This is a genomic window from Caballeronia sp. PC1 (assembly GCF_021353155.1).
GTDB classification, from domain to species: Bacteria; Pseudomonadota; Gammaproteobacteria; order Burkholderiales; family Burkholderiaceae; genus Caballeronia; species Caballeronia cordobensis.
On the sequence record NZ_JAJUBH010000002.1, the window covers coordinates 1,387,583 to 1,408,654 of the forward strand.

The 21,072-nt window shown below is 63.4% G+C and carries 20 protein-coding genes; 10 read left to right on the forward strand and 10 right to left on the reverse strand.

Annotated elements, in window-relative coordinates; genetic code table 11:
• Positions 1-15: 15 nt before the first annotated feature.
• Positions 16-903, reverse strand: a complete 888-nt coding sequence (locus tag LY284_RS22460) for a polyprenyl synthetase family protein (protein WP_053569375.1) — start codon at positions 901-903, stop codon at positions 16-18.
• Entirely contained in the window at positions 900-1,229 is a 330-nt protein-coding gene (locus LY284_RS22465; protein ID WP_014251360.1) for an exodeoxyribonuclease VII small subunit, read from the reverse strand. Before LY284_RS22465 ends, LY284_RS22460 begins: the two co-directional genes overlap by 4 nt.
• Positions 1,230-1,541: 312 nt before the next feature.
• On the opposite strand from LY284_RS22465, the gene LY284_RS22470 reads away from it, so the two are divergent.
• Positions 1,542-2,648, forward strand: coding sequence for an aromatic ring-hydroxylating dioxygenase subunit alpha (locus tag LY284_RS22470; RefSeq protein ID WP_014251361.1), 1,107 nt, complete (start codon positions 1,542-1,544; stop codon positions 2,646-2,648).
• A 107-nt stretch (positions 2,649-2,755) separates the two neighbouring features.
• Positions 2,756-3,625, forward strand: coding sequence for a sulfurtransferase (locus LY284_RS22475; protein ID WP_045455073.1), 870 nt, complete (start codon positions 2,756-2,758; stop codon positions 3,623-3,625).
• A 13-nt stretch (positions 3,626-3,638) separates the two neighbouring features.
• On the opposite strand, the gene LY284_RS22480 is transcribed toward LY284_RS22475, so the two are convergent.
• From LY284_RS22480 to polA, 3 genes are all read right to left on the reverse strand, one after another.
• Complete coding sequence (locus tag LY284_RS22480; protein WP_053569378.1) at positions 3,639-4,514, reverse strand: dienelactone hydrolase family protein; 876 nt, start codon at positions 4,512-4,514, stop codon at positions 3,639-3,641.
• 200 nt (positions 4,515-4,714) lie between these two features.
• Positions 4,715-6,079, reverse strand: coding sequence for an NAD(P)/FAD-dependent oxidoreductase (locus LY284_RS22485; protein ID WP_045455079.1), 1,365 nt, complete (start codon positions 6,077-6,079; stop codon positions 4,715-4,717).
• Between the two features lie 172 nt (positions 6,080-6,251).
• Positions 6,252-8,990 (reverse strand): DNA polymerase I, encoded by a 2,739-nt coding sequence (gene polA / locus LY284_RS22490; protein WP_233388416.1) that lies wholly within the window; start codon positions 8,988-8,990, stop codon positions 6,252-6,254.
• A 1-nt stretch (position 8,991) separates the two neighbouring features.
• Between polA and LY284_RS22495 the strand changes: the two genes are divergently transcribed.
• On the forward strand, positions 8,992-9,741 hold the full coding sequence (locus LY284_RS22495) for a TIGR00730 family Rossman fold protein (RefSeq protein ID WP_014251366.1): 750 nt from the start codon (positions 8,992-8,994) through the stop codon (positions 9,739-9,741).
• 266 nt (positions 9,742-10,007) lie between these two features.
• Positions 10,008-10,898, forward strand: a complete 891-nt coding sequence (locus LY284_RS22500) for a hypothetical protein (protein ID WP_233388018.1) — start codon at positions 10,008-10,010, stop codon at positions 10,896-10,898.
• Between the two features lie 36 nt (positions 10,899-10,934).
• Here the strand turns inward: LY284_RS22500 and LY284_RS22505 are convergent, their stop codons facing one another.
• A complete protein-coding gene (locus LY284_RS22505) occupies positions 10,935-12,461 on the reverse strand; it encodes an AMP nucleosidase (protein WP_014251367.1) in 1,527 nt (508 codons plus the stop codon).
• Positions 12,462-12,689: 228 nt separating this feature from the next.
• Between LY284_RS22505 and LY284_RS22510 the strand changes: the two genes are divergently transcribed.
• The 5 genes from LY284_RS22510 to LY284_RS22530 all read left to right on the forward strand — a co-directional run bounded on the left by LY284_RS22510 (position 12,690) and on the right by LY284_RS22530 (position 16,107).
• On the forward strand, positions 12,690-13,106 hold the full coding sequence (locus LY284_RS22510) for a hypothetical protein (RefSeq protein ID WP_233388019.1): 417 nt from the start codon (positions 12,690-12,692) through the stop codon (positions 13,104-13,106).
• Between the two features lie 120 nt (positions 13,107-13,226).
• On the forward strand, positions 13,227-14,195 hold the full coding sequence (locus tag LY284_RS22515; RefSeq protein WP_233388020.1) for a homoserine kinase: 969 nt from the start codon (positions 13,227-13,229) through the stop codon (positions 14,193-14,195).
• A gap of 8 nt (positions 14,196-14,203) precedes the next feature.
• Entirely contained in the window at positions 14,204-15,025 is an 822-nt protein-coding gene (locus LY284_RS22520; protein WP_233388021.1) for a BPSS1780 family membrane protein, read from the forward strand.
• Between the two features lie 88 nt (positions 15,026-15,113).
• A complete protein-coding gene (locus LY284_RS22525) occupies positions 15,114-15,575 on the forward strand; it encodes a MarR family winged helix-turn-helix transcriptional regulator (RefSeq protein ID WP_233388022.1) in 462 nt (153 codons plus the stop codon).
• Between the two features lie 112 nt (positions 15,576-15,687).
• Complete coding sequence (locus LY284_RS22530) at positions 15,688-16,107, forward strand: organic hydroperoxide resistance protein (RefSeq protein ID WP_233388023.1); 420 nt, start codon at positions 15,688-15,690, stop codon at positions 16,105-16,107.
• A gap of 104 nt (positions 16,108-16,211) precedes the next feature.
• Here the strand turns inward: LY284_RS22530 and LY284_RS22535 are convergent, their stop codons facing one another.
• Positions 16,212-16,385 carry a DUF3563 family protein gene (locus tag LY284_RS22535; RefSeq protein WP_014251373.1) on the reverse strand — a complete coding sequence of 58 codons (174 nt, stop codon included), beginning with the start codon at positions 16,383-16,385 and terminating at the stop codon, positions 16,212-16,214.
• Between the two features lie 137 nt (positions 16,386-16,522).
• Positions 16,523-17,689 carry a PHB depolymerase family esterase gene (locus LY284_RS22540; RefSeq protein ID WP_233388024.1) on the reverse strand — a complete coding sequence of 389 codons (1,167 nt, stop codon included), beginning with the start codon at positions 17,687-17,689 and terminating at the stop codon, positions 16,523-16,525.
• 330 nt (positions 17,690-18,019) lie between these two features.
• Here LY284_RS22540 and LY284_RS22545 point away from each other — a divergent pair, with 330 nt between their 5' ends.
• Positions 18,020-18,706 (forward strand): phosphatase PAP2 family protein, encoded by a 687-nt coding sequence (locus tag LY284_RS22545; RefSeq protein ID WP_233388025.1) that lies wholly within the window; start codon positions 18,020-18,022, stop codon positions 18,704-18,706.
• Positions 18,707-18,716: 10 nt separating this feature from the next.
• On the opposite strand, the gene LY284_RS22550 is transcribed toward LY284_RS22545, so the two are convergent.
• Together LY284_RS22550 and LY284_RS22555 are read right to left on the reverse strand one after the other, a co-directional pair.
• A complete protein-coding gene (locus LY284_RS22550) occupies positions 18,717-19,541 on the reverse strand; it encodes a TOBE domain-containing protein (RefSeq protein WP_233388026.1) in 825 nt (274 codons plus the stop codon).
• A 38-nt stretch (positions 19,542-19,579) separates the two neighbouring features.
• Positions 19,580-21,055 (reverse strand): CHAD domain-containing protein, encoded by a 1,476-nt coding sequence (locus LY284_RS22555; RefSeq protein ID WP_233388027.1) that lies wholly within the window; start codon positions 21,053-21,055, stop codon positions 19,580-19,582.
• Positions 21,056-21,072 lie beyond the last annotated feature (17 nt).

The following is a 21,072-nucleotide window of genomic DNA, read 5'->3' on the forward strand; positions in this document are numbered from 1 at the left end:
TCACGCGTTCAACAATCAATTCACCCGGTTCACGACCAGGTCGGCAAGCTCGGCGAGACGCTGGCCGCGCGCGCCGAACGGCTCAATCGCGGCGTGTGCGTCGCGGCCGAGCTGCGCGGCGAGTTCGCGCGATGCATCGAGCCCGATGATCGACACGTAAGTGGGCTTGTCGTGCTGCGCATCCTTACCCGCAGTCTTGCCGAGCGTGGCGGAATCGGCGGTGACGTCCAGAATGTCGTCGACGACCTGAAACGCGAGCCCGACCGCAGCGGCGTACTGGTCCAGCGACGCCAGCGCGTCCGCGCCCGGATGCGCGCCCGCCAGCGCGCCCATGCGCACCGACGCGCGCAGCAGCGCGCCCGTTTTCTTGCGATGCATCGTTTCGAGCTCGGGCCGCGACAGCTTGCGCCCGACGCTTTCCAGATCGATGGCCTGCCCGCCCGCCATGCCGAGCGAGCCGCTCGCGACGGCCAGTTCGCGCACGAGCGCGGCTTGCTGGGCATCGTTCAGACCATTGCCTTCCGCCGTCAGCGCGACGAACGCCTGCGACTGCAGCGCGTCGCCGACGAGCAGTGCCGTCGCTTCGTCATATTGGATGTGTACCGTGGGCTTACCCCGGCGCAGCGCGTCGTCGTCCATGGCGGGCATGTCGTCATGCACCAGCGAATAGACGTGAATCATTTCGAGCGCCGCGCTCGCCGCTTCCACGGCCTGCGCGCTCGCGCCGGTCAGTTCGCCTGCCGCGTGGACCAGCAGCGGTCTCACCCGCTTGCCGCCGCCCAAGACGGCATAGCGCATCGCTTCGTGCAGCCGCGCGGGCGCGATGTCCGTGCCCGGAAGCGCGTGTTCGAGTGCGGTTTCGACGCGGTCGAGCGTCGCGCGCATCCATTGTTCAAAGGTCATAGGTCGTCGTTGTCGTTTCCGGTTCCGGCACTCTGGGTCGCACGCTTTACCTCGGCGGGCAGCGGCTTGAGCGTCTCGCCGTCGAGAACGCGCACCTGCTGCTCGACTTTTTCGAGCTGCTGTTGGCAAAAGCCCACAAGCGCCGCCCCGCGGCGATAAGCCGCAAGCGATTCCTCGAGACTCAGCGCACCCTCTTCCATGCGCGCAACGAGCGATTCGAGTTCCGCCAGCGCTGCCTCATAGTTCGCCGGAAGCTGCGCGGCGTCTGCGCTTTCTGCGTCGGCGCCGGATTTCTCGCCTGTTTCCTGGACAGCGGTCTTCGCCATGAATCGTGGATGTGCAATTGAATTTTTGGAACCAAGTCGCACATTCTACGGCAAAAGCCAAATTTTCGACCCGCATCCGGTCGATCCGGAAATACTGACGCCTCGTGGCGGCATTGTCCTTCAATCCTTGCCGGAACGCGTGATTCGCGCTCGCAAGCGAAGGCCGCGTGAGGAACTCTCGCGACAATTTATACCCAAATCAAGACCTTAAGCGCCCCTCGGCGACCAATTTGGGTATAATCGCGGGCTCCCTAAATCGAATCTTCGATGGTTGGGTTGTTCACTGCTTTCACGTTTTCATCGGGAGTGGGAATGTCCAATCTGAGCAATGCATTGCAGCTGAACGCCATTCACAGCCAGCTGCCAGTCACGGCTTACTTTGACGAAGCGCTTCTAACGCGCGAACTCGACACACTTTTCAAGCAAGGTCCACGCTACGTCGGGCACGAACTCATGGTGCCCGAAGCGGGGAACTATTTCGCGCTTCCCGGCGAGGGCGAAGGGCGCGTGCTCGTTCGTAACCGGCAGGACGATATCGAACTGCTGTCCAACGTGTGCCGCCATCGCCAGGCGATCATGCTCAACGGCCGCGGCAGCGCCGACAACATCGTCTGCCCGCTGCATCGCTGGACCTACGATCTCAACGGTCAGTTGCTTGGCGCGCCGCATTTCGCGGACAAGCCCTGCCTGAACCTCGGCAAGACGCCGCTGCAGAACTGGCAAGGTCTGCTGTTCGAATCGGCGGGCCGCAACGTCGCCGCGGATCTCGCGAGGCTCGGTACCGCGCGTCACTTCGATTTTTCGGGCTTCATGTTCGATCACGTCGAGGTGCACGAGTGCAACTACAACTGGAAGACCTTCATCGAGGTCTATCTGGAGGATTACCACGTCGCGCCGTTCCATCCGGGTCTCGGCAGTTTCGTGTCGTGCGACAACCTCGAATGGGAATTCGGCGACTGGTACAGCGTGCAGACGGTCGGCGTCCACAAGAATCTGGAAAAGCCCGGCAGCCCGACGTATCGCAAGTGGCACGACGAAGTCCTGCGCTTTCGCAACGGCAAGCCGCCCGAGTTCGGCGCGATCTGGATGGTCTACTACCCCGGCCTCATGATCGAGTGGTATCCGCACGTGCTGGTCGTGTCGTGGCTCATACCGCAGGGCACGCAGAAGACGACGAATATCGTCGAGTTCTATTACCCCGAGGAAATCGCGCTGTTCGAGCGTGAGTTCATCGAGGCGGAACGCGCGGCGTACATGGAGACCGCGCGCGAGGACGACGAAATCGCCGAGCGCATGGACGCGGGCCGCCGCGCGCTGATGTCGCGTGGCGAAAACCAGGTCGGGCCGTATCAGAGCCCGATGGAATCCGGCATGCAGCACTTCCACGAGTTCCTGCGGCATCGACTCGGCACGATCTGATCGGGCCTCGTGGCATGTGTTACGAAAAGGCGGGCTTTCGGGCTCGCCTTTTTGTTTAGACTTACGGTTAAAGACCCCGCAATTTGCGCGTCGCTCAGGAGCCGTTCATGCCGCACACTCACTACACCACGCTCATCTCGGCGACCAATCTCGCCGAACGGCTCGCCGCCGCGCCCGGCAGCATCGTCGTGTTCGATTGCCGCTTCGATCTCGCCGCGCCCGATTCGGGCGAAGCGGCTTACGCGCAAGGCCACATTCCCGGCGCGCATTATCTTCATCTGGATCGCGATCTGTCCGGCGCCAAGACGGGCACGAACGGCCGGCACCCGCTGCCGGAGCGTGCAGCGCTCGTCGCCAAACTCGCGAGTTTCGGTCTGAACGAAGGCCAGCAAGTGGTCGCCTACGACGCGCACGGCGGCATGTACGCGGCGCGCCTGTGGTGGCTATTGCGCTGGCTCGGGCACGATTCCGTCGCGCTGCTCGACGGCGGCCTGCAGGCGTGGGAAGCCGCGGGCAATGCGCTCGACACGGCCGTGCCGCCGAAGACGCAAGGCACGTTCAAGGCGGGCGCGCCGCTGCAAGTAACCATCGACGCTCAGGCGATCGAGCGCAGCATCGGCACGCGGGATCATCTGCTGATCGATGCGCGCGCCGCCGATCGCTATCGCGGCGAGAACGAGACGATCGACCCCGTCGGCGGCCATATTCCCGGCGCACTCAATCACTTCTTCAAGAACAATCTCACGCAGGAAGGCCGCTTCAAGACCGCGCACGAATTGCGCGAAGCGTTCGGCGCGCTGGTCGGCGCGACGCCGGCCGACCGCATCGTGCTGCAATGCGGCTCGGGCGTGACGGCCTGCCACAACGTGCTCGCGATGGAGATCGCCGGCCTGCACGGCGCGGCGCTTTATCCGGGATCGTGGAGCGAGTGGAGCGCCGATCCGGGCCGCCCCGTCGCGACCGGCCCGAATCCCTGAGGCTGAGGACGCGTTACTTGACGCCGTGCTCGCGGAACCACGCGAGCGCGCGCTTCCAGCCATCCTCGGCGTCCGCCTTCCGATAGCTCGGACGATAATCCGCGAAGAACGCGTGCCCGGCGTCGTCGTACACGACGAACTGCGAGTTTTTCGCGGGCGGCGGATCGTTCGCGAGCGCCTGTTTCATCTGCTCGATGGTGTCCTGCGGAATGCTCTGATCCTGCCGGCCGTACAGCCCGAGCACCGGCACTTTGAGCTGGCTGGCGAGATCGAGCGGATTGTTCGGCGTCATCTCCGTCTTGTTGCCGACGAGCCGCCCATAGAACGCGACTGCCGCCTTGAGATTCGGGTTGCGCTCGGCATAGAGCCACGAAATGCGCCCGCCCCAGCAAAATCCGACGATGCCCGCGCGCTTGGTGTCGCCGCCGTGCTCGCCCGCCCATTTGACGGCCTGATCGATGTCGGAGAGCACCTGCGCATCCGGCACTTTCGACACGACCTGCTCGTTGAGCTGCTGAATCGACGAATACGCCTTCGGGTCGCCCTGGCGCGTGAAGAATTCCGGCGCGATCGCCAGATACCCTTGTTTCGCGAAGCGCCGGCACACGTCGGCGATATGCTCGTGGACCCCGAAAATCTCGTGCACCACGATGACGACCGGCAAATGCGTCTTGCCCTTCGGTTGCGCGCGATACGCCGGCACGAGCGTGCCGTCCGCGCCGCGAAAGCCGATCTGGCCGGCTTCGAGGCCGTTCGTATCGGTGGTGATGGTCTGCGCCGACACCGGCAGCACGGCGGCCGCGAAGCCGGTGCCGAGGCTGGCCTTGATGAAGGTGCGCCGATCGAACGGGACGTGCGGAATGAGACGGTCGACTTCAGGGTCTAGCATGGATGGCTCCCGCGGCAGGGCCGTCGCGTCATTTTTGCTGTGAGGTGCGGCGGCGTGGGTCCGTGAAACCGCGCGGCGAGCTCAAGGCTGCACGCAGCGCGGCGCTGCACGACGATGAACAACAATGAACGCGCGCCACGAATCGAGCGCGCCGCCCATTCTAAACAGCTTTGAACGAACGGCGCAGCCGCTCTATTCCATCAATGCAGCTTGACGCGAGGCGCGGTGGAGCGGCGCAGCCAGTGCGCGACGGTGTCGAGCACCATGCGCGCGTAGCCGTGCAGCGCGGCGACGTGCAGCCGGTACAGCGACATGTACATGAAACGCGCGAAGAGCCCTTCGATCAGCATGTTCCCGCCGATCAGCCCGCCCATCAGATTGCCGACCGCGCTGTAATGCCCGAGCGACACGAGCGAGCCGAAATCGCGATAGGTATATTCGGGCAGCGGCTTGCCCTGCAAAAGCCGCTCCAGCGACTTGAACAGAAAGCTCGCCTGCTGATGTGCCGCCTGCGCGCGCGGCGGCACGTTGCGTTCGTTGCCCGGCCACGGACACGCGGCGCAATCGCCGAGCGCGAAGACGTTGTCGTCGATTTCCGTCTGCAGCGTGCGGCGCACGACGAGCTGGCCGAGGCGATTGGTCGGCAGACCGTCGAGGTTGGCGAGGATCGCCGGCGCCTTGATGCCGGCCGCCCACACCGTCAAGTCCGCGCGGATCGTCTTGCCGCTCGCCGTGCGGATCGAATCGCTCGACACCTCCGCGACGGTCTCGCCCGTGAAAAGCTTCACGCCGAGCTTGGTCAGCAGCTCCGCGGTCGCGCTGGACACGCGCTCCTGCAGCGCCGGCAGGATGCGCGGTCCCGCCTCGATCAGCACGATGCCGATATCGTGCTTCGGATCGAGCTTGTGCAAGCCGTAGGCGGACAGCACCTGCGCGGTGTTGCGCAGTTCGGCCGACAACTCGACGCCTGTTGCGCCCGCGCCGACGATCGCTACCTGAATGCGCGGCGCCGGAGCGACGCCCGGCTCTTCCTCGGCCTCCTCCACGCCCGCCGCGACCGGCTCGGGCGCGAAGTGCTCGGCGCGCATGCAGGCCGCGATCAGACGCTTGCGGAAGAGCTCCGCCTGACCGACGGTGTCGAGCGCGATCGAGTTTTGCTGCGCGCCTTCGACGCCGAAGAAGTGCGTCGTGCTGCCGATCGCGACGACCAGCGTGTCGTATTCCAGCTCGCGCTCGGGCAAGAGTTCGCCCGCATGCTCGTCGCGCAGCGGTCCGATCGTGATGGTTTTCTTCGCGCGATTCAGCCCGACGAGCTCGCCCTGCTGGAATTCGAAGCCGTGCCACAAGGCCTGCGCGGCGTATTCGAGTTCCTGCGTGAACGGGTCCATGCTGCCGGCCGCGACTTCGTGCAGGAGCGGCTTCCAGATATGCGTCGGGTTGCGGTCGACGAGCGTGACTTGTGCTTTGGGCGGCGTCTTCTCGTCCGGCGATCCGAACCGGTCGCCCAGACGCGTCGCCAGTTCGAGACCGCCTGCCCCTCCGCCCACGATGATGAAGCGATGCATGGAACTCTCCCTGTGCTTTTATATTCGATCGGCTGTCTTGCTTCCCTTCCTCATTGACCCATTGTGCGTAGCTTCGGTGACAGTCACAAGCGCGTCACCGACATGTAGGGCATACGCGACATGAGCCGCCTATGCCTTGCGCAAACAATTTCAGTGCGCTCTCAGCGCGCCCTCAGTGCGCTTCTTCCCAGTTGTTGCCGACGCCCACTTCCGCGACGAGCGGCACCTTCAGCTTCGCGACGCCGCACATCAGTTCAGGTAAGCGCTTCCTGACCTCGGGCAGCGCTTCCTCGGGCACTTCCAGCACGAGTTCGTCGTGCACCTGCATGATCATCTTCGCGCCGGTGCCCGATGCTTCAAGCCAGTCCTGCACCGCGATCATCGACAGCTTGATGAGATCCGCCGCGGTGCCCTGCATCGGCGCGTTGATCGCGGCGCGCTCGGCGGCCTGACGGCGCGGCCCGCTGCCGCCGTTGATCTCGGGCAGCCACAGACGCCGGCCAAACACGGTTTCGACGAAGCCATTCATCTTCGCGGTCGTGCGCGTGTTTTCCATATAAGCCGCGACGCCCGGATAGCGTGCGAAGTAGCGGTCGATATAGAGCTTCGCCGCATCGCGCGTGATGCCGAGATTCGACGCGAGCCCGAACGAGCTCATGCCGTAGATCAGGCCGAAATTGATGACCTTCGCGATGCGCCGCTGATCGTTGTCGACTTCGAGCGGCGTGACGCTGAAGACTTCCGAAGCGGTCGCGCGATGCACGTCCTCGCCTTGCGTGAACGCGCGCATCAGCGATGCGTCGCCGGAAATATGCGCCATGATCCGCAGTTCGATCTGCGAGTAATCCGCCGATACGATCTTGCTTCCCGGCGACGCGATGAACGCTTCGCGAATGCGCCGCCCTTCGCCCGTGCGCACCGGGATGTTCTGCAGGTTCGGCTCGTTCGACGATAAACGTCCCGTCACGGCCACGGCTTGCGCGTAATTCGTATGCACGCGTCCCGTCGACGCATTCACCATGCGCGGCAGCTTGTCCGTGTAGGTCGACTTGAGCTTCGACAGTCCGCGATGTTCGAGCAGCACCTTCGGCAGCGGATAGTCTTCGGCGAGCTTTTGCAGCACTTCTTCGTCAGTGGAAGGCGCGCCGCTCGGCGTTTTCTTCACGACCGGCAATTCGAGCTTCTCGAAGAAGATCTGGCCGATCTGCTTCGGCGATCCGAGATTGAATTCGCCGCCCGCGAGTTCATACGCCTGCGCCTGCAAATCGATGAGTCGCTTGGCGATCTCGTTGCTTTGCGTATCGAGTCTTTCGCGATCGATCAGGACTCCGTTGCGTTCCATCTTGCGCAGCACGCGCGAAGTAGGCATTTCGATGTCGCGATACACGCGCAGCAAGCCTTCTTCCTGCGCGACTTGCGGATAGAGCGCGTGATGCAGGCGCAGCGTGATATCCGCATCTTCCGCCGCGTAGGCCGCGGCTTTATCGAGCGGCACTTCATCGAAACCGATCTGCGATGCGCCCTTGCCCGCGACATCCTCGTACTTGATCGTCTTCACGCCAAGATGGCGCAACGCGAGGTTGTCCATGTCGTGCGGACGATGCGATTCCAGCACATACGATTGCAGCAGCGTGTCGTGCTCGACGCCGCGCATTTCGATGCCGTAGTTCGCCAGCACCTGCTCGTCGTACTTCAGATGCTGGCCGACCTTCTTCTTCGATGCATCTTCGAGCCAGGGCTTGAGCTTCGCGAGCACTTCGTCGCGCGGCAATTGCTCGGGCGCGTCCGGCCCGCGATGCGCGACGGGAATATAAGCCGCATGCCCCGGTTCCGTTGCGATCGACACGCCGACGATCTGCGCGGTCATCGGATCGAGCGACGTGGTCTCGCTATCGAACGACGTGATCTCCGCTGCGTCGATGCGCGCGAGCCACGCGTCGAACTGCTCCCACGTCTGCACGGTTTCGTAGTGATGCTCGATTTCGGTGACGACGGCTGGCGGCGTGTCGGTCGGACCTTCCACGGCATCCGCGATTTCGACTTCGCGCAGCCAGGTCTTGAAGCCGTGACGCAGGAAAACGTCGCGCAGCTCCTCGCGCGCTTCAGGACGGCTCGCAAGCGTGCCCTCGATCGACTCGATCTGTGAAGCGAGATCGCATTCCGTGTGCACGGTGACGAGCTTTTTCGCCATCGGCAGGAAGTCCAGAGCCTTGCGCAGATTGTCTCCTACCGCACCCTTGATCTCGCTGGCATGTTCTACGATGCCATCAAGGGTTTCGAATTGTGTGAGCCATTTGATTGCGGTCTTGGGGCCGCACTTCTCGACGCCCGGCACGTTGTCGACCGTATCGCCGATGAGCGACAGATAGTCGACGATGCGCTCCGGCGGCACGCCGAACTTCGTGAGCACGCCGGCGCGGTCGAGCGTTTCGTTGGTCATCGTATTGATGAGGGTGACATGATCCGTCACGAGCTGAGCCAGATCCTTGTCGCCCGTCGACACGATCACCTTCATGCCGCGCTTTTCGGCCTGCACCGCGAGCGTGCCGATGACATCGTCCGCCTCGACGCGTTCGATCATCACGAGCGGCCAGCCGAGCGCGCGCACGGCGACGTGAATGGGTTCGATCTGTTTGGAGAGATCTTCCGGCATCGAGGGCCGGTTAGCTTTGTACTCCGCGTACCAGTCGTCGCGGAAAGTCTTGCCTTTGGCGTCGAAAACGCACGCGCTATACTCTGCATTGACTTCGCGGCGCAAGCGGCGAAGCATGTTGATCATGCCGTACAGCGCGCCGGTAGGGCCGCCGTCGGGGCCTCGCAGGTCGGGCATCGCATGGTAGGCCCGGTACAAGTAACTAGAACCGTCGACCAATAGCAGGGTCTTACCTTCAAGACTTAGTTCTTCAGGCATTATGAACAAGAGAAAAGTGATTCCGAGTCTGCGATCGCTCGCAGATCAAGAGCGCGCGACGGCCAAGAAGGCTCGCGCATCGTGGCAGATGTTCACGATTATGGCAGAGTTTATCGAGGCGACCGAGTACCTCTCGGAGATCCGCCCTGCCATCAGCATCTATGGTTCGGCGCGTCTGAAACCGGAGTCGCCGTACTATCAGCGCACGATCGAAATCGCGCAGAAATTCTCCGATGCGGGCTTCGCCGTCATCTCGGGCGGCGGTCCGGGCATCATGGAGGCGGCGAACAAGGGCGCGCACGCGGGCAAGTCGCCTTCGGTCGGGCTGAACATCGAATTGCCGCACGAGCAGTCGGGCAACCAGTGGCAGGACATCTCGCTGCGCTTCCGTCACTTCTTCACGCGCAAGGTCACGTTCGTGAAGAACTCGGACGCGGTCGTGGTGATGCCGGGCGGTTTCGGCACGCTGGACGAACTCGCCGAAGTGCTGACGCTCATCCAGACCAAGAAATCGCGCCATGTGCCGATCGTGCTCGTCGGCGCGGATTTCTGGGCCGGACTGCTGGACTGGTTCAAGAATACGCTCTTGACCAATGGCGTGATCAGCCCGAAGGATCTGGATCTGATGCAGGTCATCGACGACCCGGATCAGGTGCTCGATGCCGTGCTGCGGTTTTATGAAGATCGTGAAGAAGCGGTCGAGCAGCCGGCGGAGAGCAAGTCGGATGAGGATCGGATGTTTTATTTGTGATGGCTTCGATTGCAGTGGCCGAGTTTGCGGACAGGCACTTGCGCCAAGTAGTCGAGCGCACTTAAGCGCCGTAGTTGTCCAAAATAGTTGTCGCTGCTTGTGGAGCCGGCCGTTACTCGCTAACATCGCTCGCTCGTTTCGAGCAAGGATGCAAGCCGCAGCGTTGCTGCGGCTTTTTTTTCAACCGCCGGATAGTTTTAATCAATTGATTTTCGATTATTGAGACAGAGAGACGATGACTGCTCGCTGTCTCACGTACTAGATCCATGGAAAATATGTTCGCAAAAGCATTAGGGCATTCGTTGCGAATGACCGTCGCGATTACTCTGGCTTCAGTTTTTTTGGCGGCCTGCCACGATCAAAATGCGTCATCTGCATCGGCCGCCAAAGACGATTCAGCAGCAAGTGCGCCTGCGAAATCCGCGGCACAGATCGCGCTGGAACAACGGAACGCGCTGCTCGATATCGTTTCCGGTGTCTGGAAGCCCTCGGAAGGCAACGGCCTCCTGACCGTGTATGTCAATGGAAACCAGGCGCAGATGGCAAAAGGCGACAGCGCCTTCGAGGCAAAACTCGGGGACGTCGATCCGGCTAACGGCACCGTAACCGTGAAGATCATCGCGCAAGGCAAGGAAGCGCTTCGCACGCTTGCGACGCTCTCTCAGGATGAAACGGGCTCCTCGCTCAAAGTCACTGACGAGAACGGCAACGAAGAGATTTATTCTCTGGTGCGTCGAGTGAGCAACGATGATCTGAACCGAATCTCAAGGCTCGGCACGTCAAGCGTCAAGGCAGGCGTGGAAGCAAGTTCCGCAGCTCCGGCGCAACCCGCCACCACGTTGAACCGTGGCGTCGTCGATATGTACCTCGGCGGGATCGACATGAATCTGCGCTCGTGTCCTGGCTCGACTTGCGCACCGATACTCATCGTGCCGAAGGATTCGAAGGTAAGTACAGACACGTCGACGATCCGCGAAGTCACGGAGACATCGGGCGTCAATACACCTTGGGTGCGAGTGACTTATGAGGGCGCTTATTGCACGGCCGCCGAACAGGATTCCCAGACCGGCTGCGCCCCGTCTCACGGCACCGATGCGCCGGTGACAGGCTGGATGAATTACACGCGATTGCTAAGCGCGCCGCGCGTTCAACAATAACGACAAAACGGGCGGCTCACGCGCCGCCCGCCTTGCTCACTGAAACGCCACCTCCGCAAAGCTCCGCAACTTCCGCGAATGCAGCTTCGACAAGCCATTCTCGCGTAGCAACTCCATCGCTTTCACGCCGATCTGCAAGTGCTGATCCACTTGCGCCCGATAGAACTGATCGGCCATTCCCGGCAGCTTCAGCTCGCCATGCAAGGGCTTGTCCGACACGCATAGCAACGTCCCATAGGGCACGCGAAAACGGAAGCCGTTCGCCGCGATCGTCGCGCTCTCCATATCCAGCGCCACCGCGCGGCTCTGCGACAGACGCCGCACCGGCTCGCGATGATCGCGCAATTCCCAGTTGCGGTTATCGACGCTCGCGACGGTGCCCGTGCGCATCACGCGCTTCAACTCGACGCCTTCGAGCTGCGTCACCTGCGCGACCGCGCGCTCAAGCGCGACCTGCACTTCCGCCAGCGCCGGCACCGGCACCCACAGCGGCAGATCGTCGTCGAGCACGTGATCCTCGCGCACATAGCCGTGCGCCAGCACGTAATCGCCCAGACGCTGCGTATTGCGCAAGCCCGCGCAATGCCCGAGCATGATCCACGCGTGCGGACGCAGCACCGCGATGTGGTCCGTGATCGTCTTCGCGTTCGATGGCCCCACGCCGATATTCACCATCGTGATGCCGCTGCCATCCGCGCGCTTCAGGTGATACGCGGGCATTTGCGGCAGGCGCGCCGGCGACGTGCCTTCTTCCGGCTGCTCGCCGAGATTGGCGTTGTACGTGACGACATCGCCCGGTTCGACGAACGACGAATACTCGCATCGATACGCGCGCGTCTCCTCGTCGTCGGCACGCGACATCATCTTGCGGCCGAGCTTCACGAATTCGTCGATGTAGAACTGATAGTTCGTATACAGCACGTAGTTCTGAAAATGCGTCGGCGAGGTCGCCGTGTAATGCCGCAGCCGATGCAGCGAGAAATCCACGCGCGCCGCCGTGAAGAGCGCGAGCGGATGAGGCTCGCCGGGACCCGGCTCATACGTGCCGTTGACGATGCGATCGTCGAGCAGCGCGAGATCGGGGGTATCGAAGATATTGCGCATCGCGAGCAGGCGGTCGCGATCGAGATCGCCTTCGAGATGAATGCCTTCGGCGAACGCGAAGTGAATCGGAATGGGATGCGCGGATACGCCCACTTCGAGACCGACGTGATGATTCTTCGTGAGCAGCCGCAATTGCTCGCGATAGTAATCGCCGAAAAGATCGGGACGCGTGAGCGTCGTTTCGTAAATGCCGGGACCCGCGACGAAACCATACGAACGCCGCGAATCGATCTGCGTGTTCAACTCGGTGCGCACGCGCACAAAGGGATAGCACGCGCGCACGCGATGCGTGAAGCGCTCGTTGCGGCGATAGCGCGCGAAAGCATCGCGCAGAAACGCGGTATTCGCTTCATAGATGGCCGAAAGGCGCGTGACGGCGGCGGCCGGGTCTTCGAAGGATTCGGTCGGAAAATCGTTGGCGGGCGTGCCTTGCGTGCTTTGAGTCCGGTCGTTTGTCATGATCTTGTGTATTTCTAAAGCCCTCGTAATGAATCGACATTAACACGGAAGAATGCGCGAACCATGAAGTCCCTCGTGGCCTGAGTGCGTGCGATCACACCTCGCAACACCTTTTTGGCGTTTCGATTCGCAATTCCCGAAAGCGGCGCAAAATAAGGCTTTGGCGCGCGTGCATCGCTCAGCCTGCAACCGTTTTGTTAGAATCCGGCCATCGCCTGGAGAAAGATCATGAAGCCGCACCTTTGCGCCGCCGCCGCGGCAGTCCTCGCCGCCGCCAGCTTCGGCGCATTTGCGCAGCCGGCGCAGCAAGCCGCCCGGCCGCAACCGCAACCGCAACCGGCGGCCCAGCAAATGTCGCCGGAAGAAGCCGCGGGCCTGCCCGACCTGAAGGCGATCAACCGTCCGCCGGCCAACGTCAGCTCGAAAGTCGAGATCTCGCCGCCGCGTACGCCGAGCTTTCACGAACTGAGCACCAACGGCACCGAAATCACCGAATTCCGTGACAAAGGCAAGCCCGTCGAAATCGACGTGCGTTCGAATTTCGGCACGCGCTATCAGATGAGCGCGCCCGCCGATACCTCGCCGCAAGTGCGCGACAACGGCAAGGCGAGCACGCGCCTTCCGTCCATCAACCTGCATTACTGATCCCGTAAGATTGCTCCGGGCCCGCTCCCGCCGAGCGGGCCGCGGCCCCGTGGCTCTTTACCGGGGGCCACCTGTCCCAGGCCCGCTCCCGGCCGTCCAACCTGACCGACGTTTTCCCGCATGGCCGTCTTCACCCCCGTCACCAACGCCGAACTCGGCGACTGGCTGCAAGACTACGATCTCGGCGATGTCGTCGAATTTCGCGGTATCCAGTCGGGCATCGAGAACAGCAACTTCTTTCTCACGACGACGCACGGCGAGTACGTGCTCACGATCTTCGAAAATCTGAGCGCTACGCAGTTGCCGTTCTACCTCGATCTGATGCGCCATCTGGCGTCGCATCGCGTGCCGGTGCCCGATCCGATGCCGCGCCGCGACGGCTCGCTCTTCGGCATGCTGCACGGCAAGCCCGCGTCCATCGTGACGAAGCTCGAAGGCGCGCCCGAACTTGCGCCTACTCCGGCGCATTGCATCGAAGTCGGGCAGATGCTCGCGCGCCTGCATCTCGCGGGCCGCGACTTCACGCAGCATCAGCCGAATCTGCGCAGCCTCGCCTGGTGGCAGGAGAAAGCGCCGTCGATCGTCGAATTTCTGAGCTGCGAGCAGCGCGAACTCTTCGAAAGCGAGCTCGCGCATCAGGCCGCGTTCTTTGCCTCGGCGGATTACGCGTCGCTGCCCGACGGCCCCTGCCACTGCGATCTGTTCCGCGACAACGTGCTGTTCGCGCACGGCCGCGAGCACGCGCGTCTGGGCGGCTTCTTCGACTTCTACTTCGCGGGCGTCGACAAATGGCTGTTCGATGTCGCCGTGACCGTGAACGACTGGTGCATCGATCTCGCGACCGGCGTGCTCGACCCCGCGCGCCTCGATGCAATGCTGCGCGCGTATCAGACCGTCCGGCCGTTCACGCCCGCCGAGGAGCGTCACTGGAACGACATGCTGCGCGCCGGCGCGATGCGCTTCTGGGTGTCGCGCCTGTACGACTTTCATCGGCCGCGTGAAGCGCAAATGCTCAAAGCGCACGATCCCGGCCATTTCGAACGCATTCTGCGCGAACGCGTCGAATCTGCTTCTTCCGCCAACCAATAACCTGCGACATGCGACTGATCGAAGTTCCCGCCAAAACCGGCTACGTGTGGTTCCGCCAAGGCATCTGGCTGTTCCGCCGCAACCCGTTTGCGTTCCTCACGGTGTTCTTCGCCTATCTGTTCGTGATGACGCTGATCTCGCGCGTGCCGCTCGTCGGCCCGGTTCTGCCGCTGCTGTTCATTCCGGGCGTCGCGGTCGGCTTCATGGCGGCGTGCCGCAACACGATCGCGGGCAAGCCGGTCTGGCCGACCGTGCTCGTCGACGGATTCCGTTCGTACGGCAGCGTCGTCGCGCGCAGGCTGCTTGCGCTCGGCGCGCTCTACGTCATTGCGATGGCGGTGATCTTCGCGGCCTCGGCGCTCGTGGACGGCGGCACGCTGCTCAGCATGATGATGGGCGCGGGCCCGAGCGGCGATCCGGAAACCGTCGCGGCGAGCTTCAGCCCGCTCGCGGTGCTCGTCGCCATGGCGTGCTACATCCCGTTCGCGATGCTTTTCTGGTTCGCGCCGATTCTCGTCGCGTGGCACGACGTGCCGCCCGCGAAGGCGTTGTTCTTCAGCCTCGTGTCGTGCTGGCGCAACCGTGGCGCGTTCGTCTATTACGGCGTGCTGTGGATCGCCATTGCGCTCGCGGTATCGTTCGGGCTGACCGCGCTCATGCAGGCGCTCGGCGCCGGTCAGGAAATGGCGCTCGCGGTGCTGATGCCCGCCTCCATCATCGTGACGACGGCGCTCTATTGCTCGTTCTACGCGACTTACCGCGGCTGCTTCGGCGTGCAGTCGCCCGACACGCCGGACATTCCCGAAGCGCCCGGCACACCCAACGCCTGAGCACCGGGCGCGGCGATCGTTCGTGCGCGAAGCGTTGCACGTACACTAACGGCATCGGCCGCCCCCGGCCTTTTCGCCGCGCTTTGCCATGACTTCGCCCGACGCTCTGCCCGACTTGCCGCTCGAACTCGATCAGCAATTGTGCTTTGCGCTCTATTCGACATCGCTCGCGATGACGAAAGCGTACAAGCCGCTGCTGGAGAAGCTCGGCCTCACGTATCCGCAATATCTCGCGATGCTCGTGCTCTGGGAAGCGGACGATCTGACCGTCAAGGAAATCGCCGCGCGTCTCGCGCTCGATTCAGCGACGATGACGCCGCTCCTGAAGCGTCTCGAAGCGCAGGGCTACGTCGAGCGCGTGCGTGGTGTGGCGGACGAGCGCCAGGTGTACATCCGGCTGACCCATGCGGGCCGCGCGCTCAAGCAATCCGCGCGTGGTGTTCCGAGCGAAATCTACTGCGCATCCGGTTCTGATATCGACGCTATGCTGCGCCTGCGCAGCGATCTCGTGCGCCTGCGTACGGCGCTGAACGCTTACAGCGATAACTGACCGCTTTTCGATAGTTTTCTTCTAATGCTCACATCGCAACAATTTACTTTGTACACTAATTATTAACGCGATATATTCTCGCCGTGGTCAACGCAAACTAACGGAGAAACTGATGAGCATTCTGTACAAGGCAACGGCAACGAGCACCGGTGGGCGTGATGGCCGCGCGATTTCCTCGGACGAGCAACTGAACGTCAAATTGAGCGCGCCGAAGGAGCTGGGCGGTTCGGGCGCAGCGGGGACGAACCCGGAGCAACTGTTCGCGGCGGGCTATTCCGCGTGCTTTCTTTCGGCGATGAAGTTCGTCGCTGGCCAGCAAAAGCGCGCGATTCCGGCCGATGCCACCGTGACCGCCGATGTCGGCGTCGGTCCGAACGATGCGGGCGGCTTCAAACTGGACATCGAGCTGCGCATCGCACTACCGGGCCTGGACGGAGCCGAAGCGCAGGCGCTGGTCGATGCCGCGCACAAGGTCTGCCCGTATTCGAATGCGACGCGCAATAACGTCGATGTGCGTGTGAACGTGATCTGACGCGACGCGCGTAGAAACAGAAATGCCGGCTCGAAGGCCGGCATTTCAACATCTGCACTGCTGAACCGCGTCGAAAACAGCGGCCCTGATGCGCGAGCGATAAATCAGTTCGACATCCACGCCGGATGACGAGTCGCCACGCGCTGATCCAGCTTCTTCATACGATATTCGAGATCGTAGATATCCGTGGCTTCGGCGAGATAGGCGTCGTCGCGCTCGCGATCGCGCTGGTCGGCGGACTTGGTCAAAAACAGGAAAATGCGGCTGAGCAGGAACATGGTGGGCCTCGCGTGAATACTGGGGTTATTACCTATGAAACGGATTATAGGGAAATCCCTGATTCGACGCCAGCCCGAAATGCTAGAACGCTGATACTAAAGACTTATTTGCAACACTCGAAACGCTGCCAAGCTGCTCAGGCGACGTAGGCATCGCGCGCCGCGACGTTCGGGCGGCGCTGGAACTTGAAGAACTCCCACATCATCGCCGATGAATCCGGCCCCTTCGACGAGTGGAAAGCCACCGTATCGTCGCCTCCGGCCCATGAATGGCCGAGACCCCGCACGACCGACGTCTTCACGACGCGGCGGCCGTTCTTGACGTAGTCCGTCACGACGCCATCCGCATGCGTTTCCTCGCGCGCCTCGCCCGCGCGGCGATTGCCGGCCGCATCGACGAAGCCGTTGAGCCGCAAGAACTGTTTCGTCAGTTGCTCGGCGTTGGCGGCGGTGACGACCGAATCCAGTTCGCCATGCACGATGATGGCCGGCATGCCCGGATAGTCGCGAACGTCGACGGCCGCGTCGATCAGTGCGACCGGATCGCTGCGGCTGCCGCGCCGCATCACGTCCATCGCGCCGATGGCCGAGCGCGCCTCGCCGAACACCACGCCCGAATGCAGGCCGACCGCGGCGAACATATGCGGATAACGCACGGCAAGCAGCGCCGCGAGCCCCGCCCCCGCCGACATGCCCGCGAGGTAAACGCGCTCGCCGTCGAGGTCGTGCTGCTCGACCATCGCGTTGACCAGCGAGACGACCGACGCAGCCTCCCCGCCACCTCCGCCGCCCGAATCGTCATACCAGCGCCAGCAGCGATGCGCGTGATCGTGCTTCGACTGCTCCGGATACAGCACGGCGAATCCATACTTGTCGGCGAGCAGGTTGATGCGCGTGCCTTGCGCGAATTCGTCGGCGTTCTGCTTGCAGCCGTGCAGCATCACGACGAGCGGCATCGGCTCGAGATCCGTCTTCGGCGGCAGATACAGCGCGTACGACATGTGATTCACGAAGCGGCCCGACGTAGGCGGCGCCGAATGATACGACCGCGCCCACTTCCCCCGCGCCCAGGCGGAGGCGCGCGGACGCACGCGCGATTCGCGCATCGCCGGGCGCGCACTCGCCGCCGGGCGCGGCGCGCCCGCGACCTTGGCGGCTGCGTTCGACTTCAATTTCGACTTGACGGTTTTTGCGCGCGCGGGCTTGGCCGCTGTACGGGGCTTCGGCGCACGCACCGCTTCCACTTGGCCGGCGACGAGGCGTCTCAAGCCGCGCAGCCAGAGCTTGGTAAGGCTTTTCGACATCGGCTGGATCCTTTTCAAACGTGCATCGGATGGCGCGACAAAAAATCGCGCCGGGTTGTGCATTGCACAATAGCACCAAACGGGCGGCGCGGCGCGTGTGGTCGAGTCAAAGCCCGGCGTCAATTACCGTAAGATCATTCGAAAAGACCGAACTAAGCGCGAGTTATGCGACATAACGAAACGGATTCTTTCGGGACTCTCGCATAAATCAGCCCGTTCCGACACGCTATACTGTGCCGAACCCTCTGCGCTATGTCTTGAACGCTTCAGACAACGCCCGTCGCGTTCGATACTGCGGCGCTGCAGCAACCCTTATTCCCAAGAATGCCCATGAATGTGGATTTGCCCCTATCTGTCTGGATTTCCGTTACCGCGCTCGGTAGCGTCGGCGTCATGGGGCCGGCGGCGCTCATCGTCGCCGCATGGCTCGCAGTTGGCTATCGCTGGAAGTACGCAGGCGCGTGGCTCGCGCTGCTCGGTGCGGCGAGCGGCCTCGTTGCCTTGAGCAAGATTGCGTTCATCGGATGGGGCATCGGCATGCGTCATCTGGATTTCACCGGCATCAGCGGACATGCGTTGATGTCCACGGCGGTGCTGCCCGTCGCGATCTTCGTCGCGCTTCTGCCCGCACGCGGCGCGTTACGTGCGGCCGGCGTTGCGGTGGGTCTGTTGCTGGGCGTCTGGGTCGGGGTGTCGCGCGTCGTGCTGAACGCGCATTCGGTGTCCGAAGTCGTCGCGGGCTGCGTGCTGGGCGTGATCGTCGCGCTCGCATTCGTGCGCATCGCGTGGCGCGCCGAGGCCGGCAAACTCTCGCCTGCGCCCGTCGCCGCAAGTCTCGCCGTCGTCGTCGTGGCCTTGCACGGCGTGCCAGTGCCGACGCAGCACTGGATCACCGAAATCGCGCTCGGGCTGTCGGGGCACGAGCGCCCCTACGTGCGGGCGAGCTGGAAGGCGAAGCGCGACCGCGCGCCGGATCGCCGCACCGAACTTCAACGGCAACTGCGCACGATCGCCTGAGCGCCGCGTCTCAGTCGTTCACGCCGATGATCACGCTCGACGCCTTGATCACCGCCACGGCCTTCTGGCCCTGCGTGATCGCGAGCGTATCGGCGCTCTGATTCGTGATGATCGCGGTGACGGTCGTGCCGCCGTCGAGCGACAGCGTGACTTCGGCATTCACCGCGCCCTTCGTCACGCTGGCGACCGTGCCGCGCAACTGATTGCGCGCGGACAGCTTCGCGTTCGTGTCTTCCATCAGCATGACCCACGACGCCTTGATGAGCGCGAAGGCGTCGCTGCCTTCCTTCAGGCCGAGCGACTGAGTGCTTTCGTGCGTGACGACCGCGACGATCGTCTGGCCGCCCGGCAAGCCGAGCTCGATTTCGTCGTTGACCGCACCGCGCGTGATTTTCGTGACTTTGCCGGCGAGTTGATTGCGTGCGCTTGTTTTCATGCCTAGTCTCCCGATCAATTGCCAATCGTGGGCGAAGCCTTCGATGGCCGCACCCGCCCGTTCCAGAAACTTTCTGTGTTCACGTTCGACCGCGCGATACGTGTCGATGAGACGCAGCGCCGCGGGCGTGAGCGTCGTGCCGCCGCCGCCCCTGCCGCCGGTTGCGCTCGTGACGAGCGGCTGGCCGGCGAGGTTGTTCATCGTGTCGACCGCGTCCCACGCGGCCTTGTAGCTCATGCCGACGGCTTTCGCCGCTGCGGTGATCGATCCCGAATCGCGAATCGCGGCCAGAAGCGCAATGCGCGCCGCGCCGCCGAGCGTCTCCGTGCCGCTTTTCAGCCACACGGAGCCGCCGAGTTCCAGCGTCTCGCGCACCTCGTGCGGTGCTGTTTTGGTCATGTATTACCCTCGGGGACTGGCTGAAACTTTGTGTCGCATTATATCGACGACCTGACGCGCGGACGATGCATCGCCCGAAGCAGTCGTTCGCCTTCCACCGCGTCCTTTTGCGCCGACGCCGCGCCCCATGCCCGCGCGAAACCGCGCTGATAATCGCTGGCTTCGGGCATGGACGCGAGCCGGTCCGCGGCGACGGCCGCATCGTTCGCTTCGCCGAGCACGCTTTGCAGTTCGCCTAGCCGTTTGGCCGTGTCCTCGCGCGTGCGCCGCGACGTCACCGAGCGGAAGAATTCGAGCGCGTAACGCAGCCGCTTCGCGTGAATGCGCACGCGATGCCGCTCGTGCGCTTCGAGCGCGGCGAGATCGGGCACGCGCACGATGCGCCGGTAGTCCTTGCGAATGCGCTTCTCGGCGTAGGTCACGAAGCGTATTGGCGACGCGTCTTCCTGCGACGCGAAGCGTGCGAGCCATTCGACGAACGCGAGCGTCAGGCGCGCGTAGCGCTTCGACGCAAGCGCGTCGCGCACCCGCTCCCGCGCGACGCGGCGCTTGGCGTCGGCGGCGGCGATCAGCGTCTGCCAGCGCTCGGCGCTGTCGTCGGACGCGGCGTAGGCGGGCAGCGTCTTGTCGGTGAAGACGTCCCAGTCGCGCGCATCGGCGAGCAGGTCGCCGAACCATGTCAGATCGGGCGCGAGACGCGTGTTCCAGGCTTCATCGACGTAGCCGGGAAAGAGTTTCAGCAGCGTCTTCAGCCGCCGCTGCGCGACGCGCAACTGGTGCACGTGCTCGTCGCCGAGACTCGCGCGCGCTGCTGCCGCGTTGCCGAACCACTGCTCGGCCACCGATGCGGCGATCGCGGCGAACGCCTCGCGCTGCGTCGCCTTGCGCGGCAGATCGAGCTTCGCGGCATGCACGGGCTCGGTCTGCGTCTCATGCGTTTCGTCGGGCGCGATGAAAAACGGCGCGGCGTCGATCACTTCACCCGCGAGCCTGAACACCGCGTCGAGTGCGCCGTTCACCGCCGGCGAAGCGAGCCGCAGCGCCGGCGGCGCATCCGCCGACGTTTCGAGCGTCGCGAGAATATCCGCGCCGCCCGCGTCGATGCGCCACTCGATGCGTTCGATCTCGCGCTCGGGTTGATCTTCGGCATTCGGCTCGCTTTGCCGATGCGCTTTCGCAAGCGGCGCGCGCAACGCGTCGTCGGCTTGCGCGAACTCGATCAGCGATGCCGCCAGATCCTCGCCCGCCGGACGCGCGAAGGTTCGATAGCGTGAGAAGCCGGGCATCGGCGTGCTGTCGTCCTGCACGACGCACAGCGTGCGAGCGCCTTCGAGCGTATCGACGGACAGGCGCCATCCTGGCGTCTTCAGCGCAATGGCGCGCGTCGCCAGGCGCGTGCTGACCGGCGTCACGTTCAAGAAAGCTGCGGTGCCCTGCAACACGGCCGCAAGCGCGCCGATCGATCCGTCGTCCGAACGATGCGCCTGCAGCGCCACCTCGACCCACACCGTCATGAAGTCTCCTCGCGCGG

Excerpts from the sequence above, each read along its gene's own strand:
- LY284_RS22460 (WP_053569375.1), bottom strand. The coding sequence starts at position 903 with ATGACCTTTGAACAATGGATGCGCGCGACGCTCGACCGCGTCGAAACC.
- LY284_RS22465 (WP_014251360.1), bottom strand. The coding sequence starts at position 1,229 with ATGGCGAAGACCGCTGTCCAGGAAACAGGCGAGAAATCCGGCGCCGAC.
- LY284_RS22470 (WP_014251361.1), top strand. The coding sequence starts at position 1,542 with ATGTCCAATCTGAGCAATGCATTGCAGCTGAACGCCATTCACAGCCAG.
- LY284_RS22475 (WP_045455073.1), top strand. The coding sequence starts at position 2,756 with ATGCCGCACACTCACTACACCACGCTCATCTCGGCGACCAATCTCGCC.
- LY284_RS22480 (WP_053569378.1), bottom strand. The coding sequence starts at position 4,514 with ATGCTAGACCCTGAAGTCGACCGTCTCATTCCGCACGTCCCGTTCGAT.
- LY284_RS22485 (WP_045455079.1), bottom strand. The coding sequence starts at position 6,079 with ATGCATCGCTTCATCATCGTGGGCGGAGGGGCAGGCGGTCTCGAACTG.
- polA (WP_233388416.1), bottom strand. The coding sequence starts at position 8,990 with ATGCCTGAAGAACTAAGTCTTGAAGGTAAGACCCTGCTATTGGTCGAC.
- LY284_RS22495 (WP_014251366.1), top strand. The coding sequence starts at position 8,992 with ATGAACAAGAGAAAAGTGATTCCGAGTCTGCGATCGCTCGCAGATCAA.
- LY284_RS22500 (WP_233388018.1), top strand. The coding sequence starts at position 10,008 with ATGGAAAATATGTTCGCAAAAGCATTAGGGCATTCGTTGCGAATGACC.
- LY284_RS22505 (WP_014251367.1), bottom strand. The coding sequence starts at position 12,461 with ATGACAAACGACCGGACTCAAAGCACGCAAGGCACGCCCGCCAACGAT.
- LY284_RS22510 (WP_233388019.1), top strand. The coding sequence starts at position 12,690 with ATGAAGCCGCACCTTTGCGCCGCCGCCGCGGCAGTCCTCGCCGCCGCC.
- LY284_RS22515 (WP_233388020.1), top strand. The coding sequence starts at position 13,227 with ATGGCCGTCTTCACCCCCGTCACCAACGCCGAACTCGGCGACTGGCTG.
- LY284_RS22520 (WP_233388021.1), top strand. The coding sequence starts at position 14,204 with ATGCGACTGATCGAAGTTCCCGCCAAAACCGGCTACGTGTGGTTCCGC.
- LY284_RS22525 (WP_233388022.1), top strand. The coding sequence starts at position 15,114 with ATGACTTCGCCCGACGCTCTGCCCGACTTGCCGCTCGAACTCGATCAG.
- LY284_RS22530 (WP_233388023.1), top strand. The coding sequence starts at position 15,688 with ATGAGCATTCTGTACAAGGCAACGGCAACGAGCACCGGTGGGCGTGAT.
- LY284_RS22535 (WP_014251373.1), bottom strand. The coding sequence starts at position 16,385 with ATGTTCCTGCTCAGCCGCATTTTCCTGTTTTTGACCAAGTCCGCCGAC.
- LY284_RS22540 (WP_233388024.1), bottom strand. The coding sequence starts at position 17,689 with ATGTCGAAAAGCCTTACCAAGCTCTGGCTGCGCGGCTTGAGACGCCTC.
- LY284_RS22545 (WP_233388025.1), top strand. The coding sequence starts at position 18,020 with ATGAATGTGGATTTGCCCCTATCTGTCTGGATTTCCGTTACCGCGCTC.
- LY284_RS22550 (WP_233388026.1), bottom strand. The coding sequence starts at position 19,541 with ATGACCAAAACAGCACCGCACGAGGTGCGCGAGACGCTGGAACTCGGC.
- LY284_RS22555 (WP_233388027.1), bottom strand. The coding sequence starts at position 21,055 with ATGACGGTGTGGGTCGAGGTGGCGCTGCAGGCGCATCGTTCGGACGAC.